This window comes from Klebsiella sp. RHBSTW-00484 (assembly GCF_013705725.1).
In the GTDB taxonomy this organism is placed as follows: Bacteria; Pseudomonadota; Gammaproteobacteria; order Enterobacterales; family Enterobacteriaceae; genus Klebsiella.
In genome coordinates, this window is the sequence record NZ_CP055481.1 from 2239513 (window position 1) to 2255396 (window position 15884).

At 48.4% G+C, this 15884-nt stretch carries 15 protein-coding genes; 4 read left to right on the forward strand and 11 right to left on the reverse strand.

Annotation, left to right across the window (positions count from 1 at the left end; translation table 11 throughout):
* From HV213_RS10610 to ugd, 4 genes are all read left to right on the forward strand, one after another.
* Nucleotides 1-1131: a polysaccharide pyruvyl transferase family protein gene (locus HV213_RS10610; RefSeq protein WP_181485674.1), complete on the forward strand. Its 1131-nt coding sequence runs from the start codon at nt 1-3 to the stop codon at nt 1129-1131.
* 35 nt (nt 1132-1166) lie between these two features.
* Entirely contained in the window at nt 1167-2261 is a 1095-nt protein-coding gene (glf, locus tag HV213_RS10615) for a UDP-galactopyranose mutase (protein ID WP_181485675.1), read from the forward strand.
* A gap of 226 nt (nt 2262-2487) precedes the next feature.
* Entirely contained in the window at nt 2488-3894 is a 1407-nt protein-coding gene (gene gndA, locus HV213_RS10620; RefSeq protein ID WP_181485676.1) for an NADP-dependent phosphogluconate dehydrogenase, read from the forward strand.
* A 244-nt stretch (nt 3895-4138) separates the two neighbouring features.
* On the forward strand, nt 4139-5305 hold the full coding sequence (gene ugd, locus HV213_RS10625; protein WP_181485677.1) for a UDP-glucose 6-dehydrogenase: 1167 nt from the start codon (nt 4139-4141) through the stop codon (nt 5303-5305).
* A gap of 589 nt (nt 5306-5894) precedes the next feature.
* Here the strand turns inward: ugd and HV213_RS10630 are convergent.
* From HV213_RS10630 to hisD, 11 genes are all read right to left on the reverse strand, one after another.
* The gene (locus tag HV213_RS10630; protein WP_065809845.1) at nt 5895-6017 is read right to left on the reverse strand and encodes a small membrane protein; all 123 of its coding nucleotides are present in this window, start codon (nt 6015-6017) and stop codon (nt 5895-5897) included.
* Nucleotides 6018-6489: 472 nt separating this feature from the next.
* Entirely contained in the window at nt 6490-7494 is a 1005-nt protein-coding gene (locus tag HV213_RS10635; RefSeq protein WP_181485678.1) for an NAD-dependent epimerase, read from the reverse strand.
* A 503-nt stretch (nt 7495-7997) separates the two neighbouring features.
* Nucleotides 7998-8126 carry a hypothetical protein gene (locus HV213_RS33560; protein WP_327021792.1) on the reverse strand — a complete coding sequence of 43 codons (129 nt, stop codon included), beginning with the start codon at nt 8124-8126 and terminating at the stop codon, nt 7998-8000.
* Nucleotides 8127-8332: 206 nt separating this feature from the next.
* On the reverse strand, nt 8333-9301 hold the full coding sequence (locus HV213_RS10640; RefSeq protein ID WP_000654811.1) for an IS5 family transposase: 969 nt from the start codon (nt 9299-9301) through the stop codon (nt 8333-8335).
* A 455-nt stretch (nt 9302-9756) separates the two neighbouring features.
* Nucleotides 9757-10353: a bifunctional phosphoribosyl-AMP cyclohydrolase/phosphoribosyl-ATP diphosphatase HisIE gene (gene hisIE / locus HV213_RS10645; RefSeq protein WP_181485679.1), complete on the reverse strand. Its 597-nt coding sequence runs from the start codon at nt 10351-10353 to the stop codon at nt 9757-9759.
* Nucleotides 10347-11123, reverse strand: a complete 777-nt coding sequence (hisF, locus tag HV213_RS10650; RefSeq protein WP_181485680.1) for an imidazole glycerol phosphate synthase subunit HisF — start codon at nt 11121-11123, stop codon at nt 10347-10349. The genes hisIE and hisF overlap by 7 nt, the downstream gene beginning before the upstream one ends.
* Nucleotides 11105-11842, reverse strand: a complete 738-nt coding sequence (gene hisA / locus HV213_RS10655; protein ID WP_112216607.1) for a 1-(5-phosphoribosyl)-5-[(5-phosphoribosylamino)methylideneamino]imidazole-4-carboxamide isomerase — start codon at nt 11840-11842, stop codon at nt 11105-11107. The genes hisF and hisA overlap by 19 nt, the downstream gene beginning before the upstream one ends.
* Nucleotides 11842-12432, reverse strand: a complete 591-nt coding sequence (gene hisH / locus HV213_RS10660) for an imidazole glycerol phosphate synthase subunit HisH (protein WP_181485681.1) — start codon at nt 12430-12432, stop codon at nt 11842-11844. Before hisH ends, hisA begins: the two co-directional genes overlap by 1 nt.
* Nucleotides 12432-13499 (reverse strand): bifunctional histidinol-phosphatase/imidazoleglycerol-phosphate dehydratase HisB, encoded by a 1068-nt coding sequence (gene hisB / locus HV213_RS10665; RefSeq protein ID WP_139536466.1) that lies wholly within the window; start codon nt 13497-13499, stop codon nt 12432-12434. The genes hisH and hisB overlap by 1 nt, the downstream gene beginning before the upstream one ends.
* Nucleotides 13496-14557, reverse strand: coding sequence for a histidinol-phosphate transaminase (hisC, locus tag HV213_RS10670; RefSeq protein ID WP_139536465.1), 1062 nt, complete (start codon nt 14555-14557; stop codon nt 13496-13498). The genes hisB and hisC overlap by 4 nt, the downstream gene beginning before the upstream one ends.
* Complete coding sequence (hisD, locus tag HV213_RS10675; RefSeq protein WP_181485682.1) at nt 14554-15858, reverse strand: histidinol dehydrogenase; 1305 nt, start codon at nt 15856-15858, stop codon at nt 14554-14556. Before hisD ends, hisC begins: the two co-directional genes overlap by 4 nt.
* Between the last annotated feature and the right edge of the window lie 26 nt (nt 15859-15884).

Consider the following 15884-nt stretch of genomic DNA (forward strand, 5'->3'; position numbering starts at 1 on the left):
ATGAAAATTGCTATTTTGACTTTACCGCTTCATGTTAATTATGGTGGGAACATCCAAAATTATTCGCTGCAAAGAGCTCTAAAAAATTTAGGACATGAGCCTGTAACAATAAATTGTAAAATCCGTAGTATATCTCCAGTAAGAAAATTTCTCTCCGCAATTAAAAAAACTTTAACCCAATCAAAAGATAAAAGAAATTATTTGTTAACTAAAAATGAATTCAACTCAATTGCATGTAATCACCGGAATTTTATTAATCAATATATTAGTATTACGCAGCCAGTAGAATATTCTTCACTTAGTGCACTATTTGATGCAGAGCATTTTGATGCTATCTTGGTTGGTAGCGATCAAGTGTGGAGACCAAAATACACAGAGAATATTGAACATTATTTTCTTGATTTTTTAGAAAAAAACAAGGAAATAAAAAAAATATCTTATGCAGCTTCATTTGGCTCTGAGTTATGGGAATATTCCCATGAGCAGCAGAGGAGATGCCAAGAATTGCTAAGGCATTTTAATGCCGTGTCTGTACGTGAATCTCTGGCAGTCAATATGTGCCGTGATAATTTTGGCATTAGTGCTTCTCATGTCCTTGACCCAACTATGTTATTGACAAAAGAAGATTACCTCTTCTTAATTAAAGATAGCCCACTTGATTATAATAATGGAAAGATATTTAATTATACATTGGATACAAGTGAAGATAAAAGAGATTTTGTGATAAGCATATCAGAAAAGTTGCAGAGAGATGTGTTTTTTACTTATCCAATTAAAACAAAAAAACAGTCAGTTTTTATCTCAGATATAGATAACTACAAATATCCATCAATAGAGAGTTGGTTGAACTCTTTTCATAATGCTGATTTTGTTGTAACTGACTCTTTTCATGGTACGGTCTTTTCTATTATTTTTAATAAACCTTTTATTGCATTAGCGAACCAGGCAAGAGGAACCGCAAGGTTTTTATCTCTCTTAGAACTATTTGATTTAAAAGAACGATTAGTAACAGACATTCATGGGTTTGATGATAATATTCTTTATAACCATATAGATTATAATAAGGTGAATCAGAAATTAGACCTTTTGAGAAGTGATTCATTAAGATTTCTCATTGATTCTTTAGCATAGATTTTCTTTTTAAAGCTTTTGTGGAGATGTATATTATGTATGATTATCTTATTGTTGGTGCTGGATTCTTTGGTGCTGTATGTGCTCATGAGCTTACAAAAAAAGGAAAACGTGTACTTGTCATCGAAAAAAGAAACCATATCGCGGGTAATGCATTTACTGAAAATTTTAATGGCATCAATGTGCATAAATATGGCGCACATATTTTTCATACTAACGACAAAAAAATTTGGGAATATGTAAATCAATTTTCAGAATTTAACGGTTTCATTAACTCTCCAATTGCTAACCATAAAGGTGAACTATATAATCTACCTTTTAATATGAATACATTTCATCAATTATGGGGGGTGAGAAAACCAAGTGATGCAAAAAATATCATTGATTCACAAAGAACAGAAATGCATGGAAAGGAGCCCAATAATCTTGAAGAAAAAGCTATATCCTTAGTCGGTCGGGATATATATGAAAAACTGATTAAGGGCTATACTGAAAAACAGTGGGGTAGACACTCAACTGAGTTGCCGCCATTTATTATAAATAGGTTACCTGTTCGATTCACCTTTGATAATAACTATTTTAGTGATCGTTATCAGGGAATACCAATTGGTGGATACACTTGTTTGATAGAGAAAATGCTTGATGGGATTGATATTGAATTAAATGTTGATTTTTTTATTCATAAAGATAGATATAAGGCAATTGCAAAGAAAATTATTTATACTGGCCCAATTGATAAGTATTTTAACTATCAATTTGGTTCACTTGAATATAGATCGTTGCGCTTTGAGAGCGAAGTGTTAGAAGAGGATAATTATCAAGGGGTGGCTGTTGTTAACTATACTGAGTATGAAATACCATATACCCGAATAATAGAGCATAAACATTTTGAAACGGTTCGCACTGACCACACTGTTATAACTAAAGAGTATCCAATAGAGTGGGCGTTAGGATCTGAGCCTTATTATCCAATTAATGATGAAGTAAATATGAGCATTTATAAAAAGTATAGAGAGTTGAGCAAAAATGAACCTAATGTTGTATTTGGAGGGCGACTAGCAGAATATAAATATTATGATATGCATCAAGTTATAGCATCCGCACTGAAGACGGTTTCGGAGCTTGATTGATACTTAAATAAGAAGTGGTGAAAAATATTCTATTTGTGTAAGTTTGTAACTAATTTTCAGTGTTGTATATTATTCTGATTCTTAGACGTGAGATAAATTTTAGTGGAGCGACTTCTCATGTCAGCTGATTTTAGTTTTAGGTTTTTTCTTCTAGTTTGAGTTATTATCATAAGAATTATCTAGGCTGCGAACTTGTCGCAGTGACCACACCTGACAGGAGTATGTAATGTCTAAGCAACAGATCGGGGTTGTCGGTATGGCAGTAATGGGGCGTAATCTTGCGCTCAACATCGAGAGCCGTGGTTACACCGTCTCCGTTTTCAACCGCTCCCGTGAAAAGACCGAAGAAGTGATTGCCGAGAACCCCGGCAAGAAACTGGTCCCACATTATACAGTGCAAGAGTTTGTTGAATCGCTCGAAACTCCACGCCGTATCCTGTTAATGGTGAAGGCGGGCGCAGGCACAGATAGTGCCATCGACTCCCTGAAGCCTTTCCTGGACAAGGGTGACATCATCATTGATGGTGGCAATACCTTCTTCCAGGATACCATCCGTCGTAATCGTGAACTTTCAGCGGAAGGCTTTAACTTTATCGGCACCGGTGTGTCCGGCGGGGAAGAGGGGGCGCTTAAAGGTCCTTCTATCATGCCTGGCGGTCAGAAAGAAGCTTATGAGCTGGTTGCGCCAATTCTTAAGCAGATTGCAGCAGTTGCAGAAGATGGTGAGCCGTGCGTAACCTATATCGGTGCGGATGGTGCAGGTCATTATGTCAAAATGGTTCACAACGGTATTGAATATGGCGATATGCAGCTGATTGCTGAAGCCTACGCTTTACTGAAAGGTGGTCTGGCTCTTTCTAACGAAGAGCTGGCTCAGACCTTTACTGAATGGAATGAGGGTGAGCTGAGCAGCTACCTGATCGACATCACCAAAGATATCTTCACCAAAAAAGATGAAGAGGGTAAATACCTGGTTGATGTGATTCTGGATGAAGCAGCCAACAAAGGCACCGGTAAATGGACCAGCCAGAGTTCTCTGGACTTGGGTGAACCATTATCTCTTATTACCGAATCCGTATTTGCTCGCTATATCTCCTCTCTGAAAGAGCAGCGTGTTGCAGCGTCAAAAGTTCTTACTGGACCGCAAGCAAAGACTGCTGGTGATAAAGTAGAGTTTATTGAGAAAGTACGTCGCGCTCTGTATCTGGGTAAGCTAGTTTCTTATGCTCAGGGTTTCTCCCAGCTGCGTGCGGCATCTGATGAATACAACTGGGATCTGAACTACGGTAAGATTGCTAAAATCTTCCGTGCTGGTTGCATCATTCGTGCTCAGTTCCTGCAGAAGATAACTGATGCTTATGAGCAAAATGCTGGCATTGCCAACCTGCTGCTGGCACCTTACTTCAAGCAAATCGCTGATGATTATCAACAAGCGCTTCGTGATGTAGTTGCGTATGCCGTTCAGAACGGTATTCCGGTTCCGACCTTCTCTGCAGCTATCGCTTATTACGATAGTTATCGTTCCGCTGTTCTGCCTGCTAACCTCATTCAGGCGCAGCGTGACTACTTCGGTGCTCATACTTATAAGCGTACCGATAAAGAAGGCGTATTCCATACCGAGTGGCTGGATTAATTTCCATTAGTTAGTTCAGACAAAATCCCGGTTATTTACCCGCTGGGATTTTTATAAATAACCTTCAGACACTGACACTCTCGTAACGGGAGCGAACCTCCTCCTTAAAGCTTTATCTATTACCCTGTCGCGTGTAAGGTCAGTTCTTGACATACCTCCAGCCACGGAGTAAAACCGCCACAAGTGTTGATTACCAGGGTGGCTAACCCGCCGCCGTCCAGTTAACTGATTAAAGTGTGATCGAATGAAAATTACTATTTCCGGTACCGGTTATGTTGGTTTGTCGAATGGCATCCTGATTGCGCAAAACCATGAAGTGGTTGCGTTGGATATCATTCAATCCAAAGTTGATATGATTAACCAAAAGATTTCGCCGATTGTCGATAAGGAGATCCAGGAATATCTGGCGGAAAAACCGTTGAATTTTCGTGCGACAACTGACAAGCATGACGCCTATCGTAATGCTGATTATGTCATTATCGCTACGCCGACTGACTACGATCCGAAAACGAACTACTTCAATACCTCGACCGTTGAAGCTGTTATTCGTGATGTCACGGAAATTACCCCCAATGCGGTAATGATTATTAAGTCAACCATTCCCGTCGGCTTTACTCGTGATATCAAAGAGCGTCTGGGGATTGATAATGTTATTTTCTCTCCTGAGTTTCTGCGTGAAGGCCGTGCACTCTACGACAACCTGCATCCGTCTCGTATCGTCATTGGCGAGCGCTCAGAACGTGCGGAGCGTTTTGCTAACCTCCTTAAAGAAGGGGCGATCAAGCAGGACATTCCGACGCTGTTTACTGATTCTACCGAAGCCGAAGCCATTAAGTTATTTGCCAACACCTACCTTGCGCTGCGCGTAGCTTACTTCAATGAACTGGACAGCTACGCTGAGAGCCAGGGCCTGAACAGCAAGCAGATTATTGAAGGCGTGTGTCTCGATCCACGCATTGGTAATCACTATAACAACCCGTCCTTTGGTTATGGCGGCTACTGCCTACCGAAAGATACCAAACAGCTGCTGGCGAACTATGAATCTGTGCCAAACAACATCATTGGCGCGATTGTTGATGCCAACCGCACACGCAAAGATTTTATCGCCGACTCTATCTTGTCACGCAAACCTAAAGTTGTTGGTGTCTATCGTCTGATAATGAAGAGTGGTTCCGATAACTTCCGCGCCTCTTCTATTCAGGGCATCATGAAGCGCATCAAGGCCAAAGGTATCCCGGTTATTATTTACGAACCGGTCATGCAGGAAGATGAGTTCTTCAATTCCCGCGTGGTTCGCGATTTCGAAGCGTTCAAGCAAGAAGCTGATGTAATTGTCTCAAACCGTATGGCTGAAGAGCTGTCGGACGTTGCAGATAAAGTGTATACCCGCGATTTGTTTGGCAGTGACTAATCTCTCCTCTGACCGGTGGTTTTCGCTGCCGGTCTGAAATTTTCACCTGCTCTTTCTCCCTCCTCAGCTGTTCAGCTATTTGTCTGGCAAATTTTACTGCTTTTCTTCCCAGAGTAAATACCCAAAAAACGTGACCCCGCTTGTATTCTTCAATCGATCATCTTGTCTCAATCATTGAGGTCGGATATGTTAAATCTACCTTGTGAAGAGCTACCGTCACTGAGATGTAGATGCTGGAGATAAGCGCCGGAAGGTAAAACAGAGCCTGCTTGCAGGCTTTTGTTGTTTCTGGCCCCCAGCCCTTTAAGCTCCCTGTCTTGCTATCCTCCTGGCTGATGATTGGAATTTTTACTGATGATAGAATGAAAGGGTGTACTGGAGGATGTGCCGTCAAGTCATAGCAAGCAAAAGATATTAACCATCATAAAAGTATCATATTGTTTTAATTGCCTGAAAAAAATATTGTAGCGTTAAATAGGCAGCATTCAATGCCAGTTGAGAAGACTGTACCGATCCCCACCGCTGGCAGTGTTTTATTCTTATATTATTATTTCCTATGCCTGTATTATAATTATATTAAGTTTTCGTTTCACCATCTGCGTTTGTTAAACGTCAGCTTGGTCTTTTTCTGATCTTTAATATAAGAAATCAGAAAATAAACTGAAACAATCAACAGGATGGCAGCGACTGCTAAGAAAATTATGTTTGCCATAATGCGTACCAGAATGAAAGGAGTGTTATAAATCCATTTGCCTGCGACCTAATAGAGCATATGCAAAGGTATCTTTTGCCTGATTAACATACCCTGAATTTAAGAAAATTCCTATATGGTGTTTATGATTTTTTTCAGGAAAGTGAAAAAATCGTTTCTACTACTCAATGGCAAATCATGCCTCTAAAACGGTTCTTAATGTTAGTTTGATTGACCAGCTTTTGTTGTTTTTATGAGGTAATACCCTTCTTTTATTGTAATGGAAGTGGCTTGAATGATGATTATAAGTGCGTTTGTTTCTATTTTGTTGAGTTAATGCTTTGTTGATGTTTCCAGTTTGAAGACGAGTGATGCATACGTTGGTGCTATCAATAGCGCCTTAAGGGATATGACAGCTGCATAACTTTTTCGGTATAAAAAAGCCGCAATGGAGTCTCACTGCGGCTATAGATAAATCCACTACCTTACGTTGTTACGCCTTGTAATACGCCTTGTACCAGTCAACGAAGTTCTTAACTCCTTGCTTGACCGAGGTTTGCGGCCTGAATCCCACCATATCATACAGCGGCTTAGTATCAGCGCTGGTTTCAAGTACATCGCCTGGCTGAATCGGCATCATATTCTTCTCGGCGACCATTCCCAGAGCATCTTCCAGTGCAGTGATATAATCCATCAGTTCAACTGGTGAGCTATTACCGATGTTGTATACCCGGTAGGGCGCTGAACTATCAGCAGGTGAACCTGTTTCGACGGTCCATTCAGGGTTAGGTTGCGGGATAATATCCTGCATCCGCACAATGGCCTCAACGATATCGTCAATGTAGGTGAAGTCGCGCTTCATCTTCCCGTAGTTGTATACATCAATGCTCTTTCCTTCCAGCATGGCCTTTGTGAACTTGAAGAGCGCCATATCCGGTCGGCCCCATGGACCATAGACGGTAAAGAACCTTAGTCCTGTCGTCGGGATACCGTACAGGTGAGAGTAGGTATGGGCCATCAGTTCATTGGCTTTCTTCGTCGCCGCATAGAGAGAAACCGGATGGTCAACCGAATCGTCGGTTGAGAACGGCATCTTGCGGTTTAAACCATAGACTGAACTGGATGAGGCGTAGAGCAGGTGCTCAACTTTATTATGTCGGCAACCTTCCAGAATGTTCAGATAACCAATCAGGTTCGAATCAGCGTAAGCGAACGGATTTTCCAGGGAATAACGTACACCTGCCTGGGCGGCGAGATGGATCACTCGATTAAACTTCTCACTAGCGAAAAGTTGAGCCATACCTTCACGATCGGCCAGATCAATTTTGTGAAAACTGAACAGGGGAAATTGCAGTAAGTCCAGGCGAGACTGTTTAAGATTGACGTCGTAGTAGTCGTTCATATTGTCGATACCGACAACCTCATGACCCGCCTCCAGAAGGCGCTTACACGCATGAAAACCGATGAATCCTGCGGCTCCAGTCACTAAAAACTTCATATTTATCCTCCGGGTTCACGTTGCCCCGCTACATATAATTGCCGATTTTACACTGGCTTGCTGTGTGGATCACCTGCTTTACCGCTACGGTCGGTAAGTCTTTGAAAGATTGTATAATGTTATACCTACAAAATAAATCTTGAGGACGGCCAGGAATTAGTATAATAGGCGTTTAAGTAACTTCTGGTGTTGACGAAGTCAGGACTAAAACTGAAAGGAGATGTCGGGTGCAGAAAACGGTGAGTAGAGGAATACAGCGCAATGATTTCCTATAGATATTTGTATCTGCCAGGAGGTATTTCTCTGGTTCAGTAAATAGAGTAATGCTTTGTTACGACGAACAGTTTTGTTGTTATATACAATTGTTTGATGGCTTCAATTAAAGTTATACAATTGTCTATGTGTCAACAGGCTATTTTTTCAAGGCTTGCCTATTTTAACTGTTGAAATGATATTGTTAAAAATAAGAACTTATTTTGTTTAAATTATATATGAGTGAGAATTTATTTTTTTAATATTGCTAATTGTTGTTCAATTTTGCTGATGCGTTCATCAAGTGCTAGCAGATCATTAATTTTTTTGCCATTGATGTAAACATCGCCATTAATATAGATTCCGTTATTGTTATCCACAGCTAAAATCTCTTTAGTATTATCATTTGTTACGATACGTGTTCCTCCTTGGCCGTTACGAATGGAAATCCAGTTTTGCTTGTTAGCTGCGTTATCCCAACGTGTACCACCATAAATCTCACCTGACTTACCGCCATTGAGGATAATACCTGGCTTTGTTGAATAAATAAGATTTCTTGCGAACGACCCTGTAGCTGGCTGGATTTTCAGGCAATACGCACGCTTTCTGGCATCCCAGCCTTTGTCATCCTGTTCAACGCACGCACCATGGCCATAGCTTCCGCTACCTGACCATCGTAGTCACGCAGCGTCAGTGAATCTCCCAACAACTGCTTCATTCTGTACATTGCCGTTTCCGCTATCGAGCGACGGTTATATTCCGTTGTCCATTTCCACCGTGCATTGCTTCCGCTCAGCCGCTGATTAGCAACGGCACGGTTGCGGTCTGCGTACTCACCGGGCCAGTAACCTGCTCCTTTTCGGGGAGGAATAAGCGCGCTGATTTTTTTGCGGCGCAGTTCATCGTGACAGAGCCGGGTATCGTAAGCCCCGTCTGCCGCGGCTGCCCTGATTTTTCTGTGAGTCTGCCGGATAAGGCCCGGGAAGGCTTCTGAGTCCGTGACGTTATTCAGCGACAGGTCTGCACAGACAACTTCATGTGTGTTGCTGTCAACAGCAAGATGCAACTTTCGCCAGATACGACGGCGCTCTTTGCCGTGCTTTCTGACTTTCCATTCGCCTTCACCAAAGACCTTCAGCCCGGTGGAATCAATCACCAGGTGTGCGATTTCACCCCGGGTGGACGTTTTGAAACTGACATTAACCGACTTTGCCCGCTTACTGACACTGGTGTAATCCGGGCAGCGCAACGGAACGTTCATCAGGGCAAAAATGGAATCAATAAAACCCTGCGCAGCCCGCAGGGTCAGCCGGAATACGCGTTTAATCACCAGAACGGTGGTGATGGCGAGATCAGAATAGCGCTGGGGCCTTCCTCGTGATGAAGGTGTTGCCGACTCATACCAGGCCTGAATCGCCTCATCATCCAGCCAGAAAGTGAGGGAGCCACGGTTGATGAGAGCTTTGTTGTAGGTGGACCAGTTGGTGATTCTGAACTTTTGCTTTGCCACGGAATGGTCTGTGTTGTCGGGAGGATGCGTGATCTGATCCTTCAACTCAGCAAAAGTTCGATTTATTCAACAAAGCCGTGGTTATTGATAATCATTATCAAATGAATTCATCTTTATTCATAGCTGCAGTAAATGAATTTATCCTTTACATGCTGCGATAATTATATTCTTTTAATCACATATTGCCAGTCTGGTAAAAGCTATGAGATATTTTTTCTGATATGTTACTCAACAGAGTGGTTTAACATTTCCGTTTACAGATTTATGGGATTTATCTTAGGGGGAGATTTGACCACTGCGCGGCTTTCTGGAATCAGACTATCATTTTTGTTATGTATATAATTTTAGTCAATGGCTTTTCAGGCCGTCATGGCCTTCCGCCGTATTGACGTGTGAGGATTATTTGATGTTGTTGATTGTCTAAGAGAATGGTCAACCTGTTGTGATGCATATTTTTTGCAGTGAGGCCCAGCTATCCAGGCCCCAGTTATGTGAAGTCTTTAGTGTCTTGATTTCAAATTATCAATCACATCCGTCAAATTCAGCCCCTGATCCTTCAGCAGCACCAGCAGGTGATACATCAAATCCGACGCCTCATTCTTCAGCTCGAACTTATCATGCACCGTCGCGGCCAGCGCGGTCTCCACGCCTTCTTCTCCCACTTTCTGCGCAATACGCTTGGTGCCGCTGGCGTACAGCTTCGCGGTGTAAGAGCTCTCAGGGTCCGCGTGCTTGCGTTCCGCCAGCAACTGCTCCAGCTGATACAAGAACAGCCACTGGTGGCCGGTATCGCCGAAACAGCTTGAAGTGCCTTTATGGCAGGTTGGGCCAATCGGATTGACCAGCACCAGCAGGGTGTCGTTATCACAGTCCGGGGTGATGCTCACCACGTTGAGGAAATTGCCCGACGTCTCGCCCTTGGTCCACAGACGCTGTTTAGTCCGTGAATAAAAGGTCACTTTGCCGGTTTCTTCGGTTTTCGCCAGCGCGTCCTGGTTCATATAGCCCAGCATCAGCACTTCCCCGGAAACGGCGTGCTGCACGATGACCGGCATCAGACCGTCGGTTTTTTGCCAATCCAGCTGTTCAGTTAACATACCCTAATCTCCACGCCCTGTGCTGCCAGGTACGTTTTCAGTTCACCAATATTGATAATTTGCTTATGGAACACCGAGGCGGCCAGCGCACCGTCGACGTTGGCGTCGCGGAAGGCTTCCAGGAAGTGCTCCATGGCGCCTGCGCCGCCGGAAGCGATCAGCGGAACATGGCATACGGCGCGCACCTTGCTTAACTGTTCCAGATCGTAGCCGTTACGCACGCCGTCCTGGTTCATCATATTAAGGACAATCTCGCCAGCCCCGCGCTTTTGTACTTCCTGCACCCAGTCCAGCGTTTCCCACTGCGTCACCCGCGTGCGGCTCTCATCGCCAGTATACTGGTTGACGTGATACTTGCCGCTCTCGGCGTCAAACCAGGTATCGATTCCTACCACAATACACTGCACGCCGAAACGGTCGGCGAGGCGAGTAATCAGCGTTGGGTCCGCCAGGGCGGGGGAGTTGATGGAGATTTTATCCGCACCGAAGGAGAGGATCTGCGCAGCATCGTCCAGCGACTTAATACCGCCAGCGACGCAGAACGGAATGTCGATCACTTCCGCGACACGCGACACCCAGCTTTTGTCCACCACGCGGCCATCGCTGGAGGCGGTAATATCGTAGAACACCAGCTCATCGGCGCCTTCGTCGGCATAGCGTTTTGCCAGCGGGACGATATCACCGATGATTTCGTGATTACGGAACTGCACGCCTTTCACTACCTGGCCATCGCGAACGTCGAGACAGGGGATTATCCGTTTTGCCAGCATTGAATGGCCTCCGTTACGTTAAATTTACCTTCCAGCAGCGCGCGACCGACAATCACCCCGCGCACTCCGGTACCGCGCAGCGCGGCGATATCATTGAGATCGCCAATGCCGCCGGAGGACTGAAACGCTACCTGCGGATAGCGAGCGCAAACTTCCTCATACAGCGAGACGTTTGACCCGGCCAGGGTGCCGTCGCGGGAAATATCGGTACACAGGACGTGCTGCAGGCCGACGGATTGATAGCTTTCCACCAGCTCTTCCAGCGTGACGCCGGAATTTTCCTGCCAGCCGCTAACCGCCACCTGCTTATTACCTTCTGCGTCGATGCGCACGTCCAGCGCCAGCACCAGGTGCTGTGGGCCAAAACGTTTAAACCAGCCTTTCACCACTTCCGGCGACTTCACCGCTGTCGAACCCACCACCACGCGCGCCACGCCCGCTTCAAGCAGGGCTGCCACGTCTTCTTCCGTGCGCACGCCGCCGCCAACCTGCACCGGTACATTGACTCCGGCAACTAACGTTTTTAGTAAGGGGATCTGGCGCTTCGCCGGGTCTTTTGCGCCGGTCAGGTCGACCAGGTGCAGCACTTCGGCCCCTTGCGCCGCATAGGATTGCAGGCGCGGCAGCGGATCGTTGCCGTAATCGCGCTGCTGGCCGTAATCGCCCTGATGGAGACGGACAACCGTGCCGTCAATTAAATCTAAAGCAGGAATGATCATCACATCTCCAGGAAGTTTTTCAGCAGCTGCGCCCCGGCGCTGCCGGAGCGTTCGGGGTGGAACTGGACGCCAAAAAAGTTATCTTTCTGCACCGCCGCGGTGAAGGCTTCGCCGTAGTTGCACTGGGCAATGGTATTGGCGTTAACCGGCATTGCATAGCTATGGACGAAATAGAAATACGCCCCGTCTTCAATGCCACGGAACAGACGGTCGCCTGCTTTGGCGTACACCCGGTTCCAACCCATATGCGGCAGCGGCAGGCCGTGGTCGGTCATTTTCGGCACATCCTGTTCGATAATGCCCAGCAGGTCGACGCCGCTATTCTCTTCGCTGCGTTTTCCCAGTAGCTGCATGCCGAGGCAGATGCCCAGCACCGGCTGCGTACAGGCTTTGATCAGCTCGATCAAATCGCGCTCGCGCAGTTGGTCCATTGCCGCCTGAGCGGTACCGACGCCCGGGAGAAACAGCTTGTCGGCGCGCAGCACCACGTCCGGGTCGCGGCTGACCACCGGCTCATAGCCGTGGCGGCTTACCGCAGATTTCACCGAATTGAGGTTAGCGCAGCCGGTATCAAGGATCACCACGTTCATCACAGTACCCCTTTTGAAGACGGCAGCGTGTCGCCCTGGACGCGAATTGCCTGGCGCAGCGTGCGGCCAAAGGCTTTAAACAGGCTCTCTACGCGGTGGTGGTCGTTTTTGCCCTTGGTTTTCAGGTGCAAAGTCACCGCCATGGTGTAGGAGAGCGAGCGGAAGAAGTGCTCAACCATCTCGGTGCTCAGGTCGCCAACGCGCTGATAGGTAAAGTCGGCGCGATATTCCAGGTGCGGGCGGCCGGAGATATCCAGCGCGCAGCGGGCCAGACATTCATCCATCGGCAGCACAAAGCCGAAACGGCCGATGCCGCGCTTGTCGCCGAGCGCCAGCTTCAGCGCTTCGCCCAGCGCCAGACCGGTATCTTCCACGGTGTGGTGATCGTCGATATAGAGGTCGCCGCCGACGTTGATTTCCAGACGGAAGCCGCCGTGGGTGGCGATTTGGTCAAGCATATGATCGAAGAAGCCGACCCCGGTGGAGATTTTGCTGCCGCCTTCGCGGTCCAGCCACACTTTGACATCAACCTGCGTCTCTTTGGTGATGCGCTCAACGTGGGCGTAGCGGTCTCGGCGGGTCAGCTGTTCGCAGATCGTCGGCCAGTCGAGCTTTTCGCGGTCATAGCGCAGGCCGATAATGCCCATGTTATCCGCCAACTGAATGTCGGTGGCGCGGTCGCCGATCACGTAGCTGTGGGCGGTATCCATCACGCCTTCTGCCAGCCACGGCAGCACCAGCTTAGTCTTCGGCTTGCGGCAATCGCAGTTCTCGGCCGGAAGATGCGGGCAAATCAGCACTTCCTCAAAGTTAACGCCCTGCGAGGTGAAAATCTGCATCATCAGGTTGTGCGGACCGTCGAACTCGTCCTGCGGCAGGCTGGCGGTCCCCAGACCGTCCTGATTGGTGATCATCACCAGCTTGTAGCCTTCCTGCTGCAGCTTCAGCAGGGCCGGGATCACCTGCGGCTCAAAGGCCAGCTTATCAAAGCGGTCTACCTGAAAATCAACCGGTGGCTCGGAAATCAGCGTACCGTCACGGTCAATAAAGAGAAACTTCTGGGTCATACATTCTCCGCAGTCAAAGCGTCAATGACGCGCTGGCTCTCTGCACGGGTACCGATAGTGATACGCAAACAGCCGCTTAATGAAGGTTGTTTATTCTGGTCACGTAAGATAATGCCCTGATCCCACAAAGATTTAAACACCGCGCTGGAAGCGGTAATCCGCGCCAGAACGTAGTTAGTCTCGGAGTCGAACACTTCTTCAACGCAGGCGATGTTGCGCAACTGGCTGACCAGATAATCGCGCTCGTCGAGGATCTGCGCCACGCGTGCCCGCATTGCGGCAATCCCTTCCGCGCTGAGCGCCTGGGCGGCGATATCGGCAACCGGGGTAGAAAGCGGGTAAGGGGCGATAACCTTCAGCAGCACGTTAATCACTTCGGCGTTGGCGAGGGTAAAGCCGCAGCGCAGCCCGGCCAGCGCGAACGCTTTGGACAGGGTTCGCAGGACCACCAGGTGCGGATACTCACTCAGCCAGGTTGCCAGCGTCGCCTGCGGGCAGAACTCAATATAGGCTTCATCCGCCACCACGATAGCTTTACCGCGCGCCATCTCCAGCAGGGTGCGAAAATCTTTCGGGTTGATAATCTGCCCGGTCGGGTTATTTGGGCTACATACGAAAATGACTTTAACGCCATCGAGATTCGCCGCGATGCCCGGCAGATCCAGCTGCCAATCGGCAAGCGTTGGTACCGTGCGGCAGCTCACGCCGATGGTTTCTGCGCTGACGCTGTACATGCCGTAGGTTGGCGGGCAGTAGAGCACCGCGTCCTGACCCGGTTCGCAGAAGGCGCGTATCAGCAGTTCGATACCTTCATCAGCGCCGCGGCTGACCAGAACCTGCTCTGGCTTGACGCCAGCATACTGCGCGTAGCGTTCAATCACTGCTTTCGGCTGCGGCTCCGGGTAACGGTTCAGCGTCTGCTCGGTTAGCTGAAATTCTACCGCCGTGGGGAATTCGTTGGCGTTCAGCCAGACATCGCCTTTTCCGCCCAGACGGCGAGCAGATTGATACGGCGTCAGCGCGCGAACGTTGGCGCGGGCTAAATCTTCGATGCTCATGCTTGCTCCTTAAGGGCTGCGACGCGCAGCGTAACGGCGTTTTTGTGGGCATCCAGGCGCTCGGCGGCGGCCAGAATCTCAATGGTGGAGGCGAGGGCGGCAAACCCTTCGCGCGACAGCTCCTGCACGGTCATGCGTTTCTGGAAATCCGCAAGGCCAAGGCTGGAGCAGGTCGCGGTGTAGCCGTAGGTCGGCAGCACGTGGTTGGTTCCTGAGGCGTAATCGCCTGCGGATTCCGGCGACCAGTCACCAAGGAACACGGAACCGGCGCTGGTGATGCCGTCGACCAGCTCGCGAGCGTTGCGGGTCTGAATGATCAGGTGCTCCGGACCGTACTGGTTGGAAATCTCAACGCACTGGGCGATATCGCGGGCCACGATAATCCGGCTGGCGGAGAGCGCTTCACGGGCAGTTTCCGCACGCGGTAGCGCAGCCAGCTGGCGCTCGACGGCTTGCGCAACACGGGTGCCCATATCGGCGTCCGGCGTCAGAAGAATCACCTGCGAATCCGGGCCGTGCTCCGCCTGGGAAAGCAGGTCAGAGGCGACAAAATCCGGGGTGGCGCCGCTGTCGGCGATCACCAGCACTTCCGATGGCCCGGCGGGCATATCGATCGCCGCGCCGTCGAGACGCTGGCTCACCTGGCGTTTGGCTTCGGTCACAAAGGCGTTGCCCGGGCCAAAGATTTTATCCACCTTCGCTACCGATTCAGTGCCGAAGGCCAGGGCGGCAATCGCCTGCGCGCCGCCGACGTTAAAGATATTGCGCACGCCGCACAGCTGGGCGGCATAGAGGATTTCATCGGCAATCGGCGGCGGCGAGCACAGTACCACCTGCTGGCAACCGGCGATGCGCGCAGGCGTCGCCAGCATCAGTACCGTTGAAAACAGCGGTGCCGAGCCACCGGGAATATACAAGCCGACGGAGGCGATAGGGCGGGTCACCTGCTGGCAGCGTACGCCTGGCAGAGTTTCCACATCAACGGCCTGTAGTTTCTGCGCGTTGTGAAAGGTTTCGATGTTTTTAACCGCGACGGCCATTGCCTCTTTAAGCTCATCGTTCAGGCGTGCGCTGGCAGCAGCAATCTCTTCTTCACTGACCTTCAGCGCCTTGACGTCGGTTTTATCGAACTTTGCGCTGTACTCGCGCAGGGCCGCATCGCCGTTGTCTTTCACATTATTAAGGATCTCCGACACCGTTTTGCTGATGCTTTCGGAGGCGGAAATTGCCGGGCGCATTAAGAGTTGTTGCTGTTGTTCTGCGCTACAGCCGTTCCAGTCGATGATTGTGTTGAAGCTCATGATTTGTTTCCCCTGTTTATCCCGTT

Bases quoted from the DNA above. Each gene is read 5' to 3' on its own strand.
- HV213_RS10610 (WP_181485674.1), top strand. From the start codon at position 1: ATGAAAATTGCTATTTTGACTTTACCGCTTCATGTTAATTATGGTGGG.
- glf (WP_181485675.1), top strand. From the start codon at position 1,167: ATGTATGATTATCTTATTGTTGGTGCTGGATTCTTTGGTGCTGTATGT.
- gndA (WP_181485676.1), top strand. From the start codon at position 2,488: ATGTCTAAGCAACAGATCGGGGTTGTCGGTATGGCAGTAATGGGGCGT.
- ugd (WP_181485677.1), top strand. From the start codon at position 4,139: ATGAAAATTACTATTTCCGGTACCGGTTATGTTGGTTTGTCGAATGGC.
- HV213_RS10630 (WP_065809845.1), bottom strand. From the start codon at position 6,017: ATGGCAAACATAATTTTCTTAGCAGTCGCTGCCATCCTGTTGATTGTT.
- HV213_RS10635 (WP_181485678.1), bottom strand. From the start codon at position 7,494: ATGAAGTTTTTAGTGACTGGAGCCGCAGGATTCATCGGTTTTCATGCG.
- hisIE (WP_181485679.1), bottom strand. From the start codon at position 10,353: ATGTTAACTGAACAGCTGGATTGGCAAAAAACCGACGGTCTGATGCCG.
- hisF (WP_181485680.1), bottom strand. From the start codon at position 11,123: ATGCTGGCAAAACGGATAATCCCCTGTCTCGACGTTCGCGATGGCCAG.
- hisA (WP_112216607.1), bottom strand. From the start codon at position 11,842: ATGATCATTCCTGCTTTAGATTTAATTGACGGCACGGTTGTCCGTCTC.
- hisH (WP_181485681.1), bottom strand. From the start codon at position 12,432: ATGAACGTGGTGATCCTTGATACCGGCTGCGCTAACCTCAATTCGGTG.
- hisB (WP_139536466.1), bottom strand. From the start codon at position 13,499: ATGACCCAGAAGTTTCTCTTTATTGACCGTGACGGTACGCTGATTTCC.
- hisC (WP_139536465.1), bottom strand. From the start codon at position 14,557: ATGAGCATCGAAGATTTAGCCCGCGCCAACGTTCGCGCGCTGACGCCG.
- hisD (WP_181485682.1), bottom strand. From the start codon at position 15,858: ATGAGCTTCAACACAATCATCGACTGGAACGGCTGTAGCGCAGAACAA.